At 55.8% G+C, this 1191-nt stretch carries 1 protein-coding gene; it reads left to right on the top strand.

Annotated features, from left to right (window positions below):
• Positions 1-167: 167 nt before the first annotated feature.
• Positions 168-1191: tyrosine--tRNA ligase (gene tyrS / locus AC1DVH_RS31450; protein ID WP_477757068.1), on the top strand; the 1024-nt coding region annotated here is incomplete at its 3' end.

Raw genomic sequence — 1191 nt, 5'->3', positions numbered from 1 at the left:
ACATGATGAAGATGAAATAACTGTATAAAATATAACCAAATCATCTCTGAAGCAAGTCCGCAGGCGCTCTGTCTGCGGATTGGCGTCCGTGCGCCGGGCAAACCTTGTATTTGACGCGCGATCTTGTATGGTTGGTTCCCTTTGAATCTGAGCCTTGCGGGTCTGTTATGAAGTCGGTTGAAGAGCAGCTAGCGCTGATCAAACGTGGTGCGGAAGAACTGTTGGTCGAGTCCGAGCTGATTGAAAAGCTCAAGCGTGGCCAGCCGCTACGTATTAAGGCGGGCTTCGATCCAACGGCTCCGGATCTGCACTTGGGTCACACCGTGCTTATTAATAAGCTGCGCCAGTTCCAGGAGCTGGGGCATCAGGTGATCTTCCTTATAGGTGACTTCACCGGGATGATCGGCGATCCGAGCGGCAAGAGTGCTACGCGCCCGCCGCTCACTCGCGAGCAGGTCCTCGAGAATGCCGAGACCTACAAGACTCAGGTCTTCAAGATTCTGGACCCGGCAAAGACCGAAGTGGCATTCAACTCCACCTGGATGGATCAGATGGGGCCGGCCGACTTCATTCGCCTGACTTCGCAGTACACCGTGGCTCGCATGCTCGAGCGCGATGACTTCGACAAGCGTTACACAACCAATCAGCCAATCGCCATTCATGAGTTCCTTTATCCGCTGGTTCAAGGGTACGACTCGGTAGCCCTGCGCGCAGACGTCGAGCTCGGCGGCACCGATCAGAAGTTCAACTTGCTGATGGGGCGTGAACTGCAGCGTGGTTATGGTCAGGAGGCCCAGTGCATTTTGACCATGCCGCTGCTTGAAGGCCTGGATGGCGTGATCAATGCGTTCCGCGCTGATGTGGAGGCGGGTGCCAATCCGCGCGATATCAAGATCAAGCTGGCTGAAGAGATCGTTGCACGCTTCCATGGTGAGGAGGCTGCGGCCAGTGCTCATCGTGCTGCCGGTAACCGTATGAAGGATGGCGAGCTGCCTGAAGATCTGCCGGAAATCGAATTGACTGCTATCGAGGATATGCCGATCGCTGCTGTCCTTAATAAGGCAGGGTTGGTCAAGAACTCGGCGGTGGCGCGAGATCTCCTGGGTTCCGGTGGTGTGCGTATAGATGGTGAGGTTGTCGATCGCACCTTTATATATGCACTGGGCGCGACCCATGTTTGCCAGGCCGGGA

Source organism: Pseudomonas sp. P4_C3, from assembly GCF_056402075.1.
The sequence above is the reverse complement of the archived record's forward strand: the minus strand, read 5'-3'. Positions and strand labels throughout refer to the sequence as shown.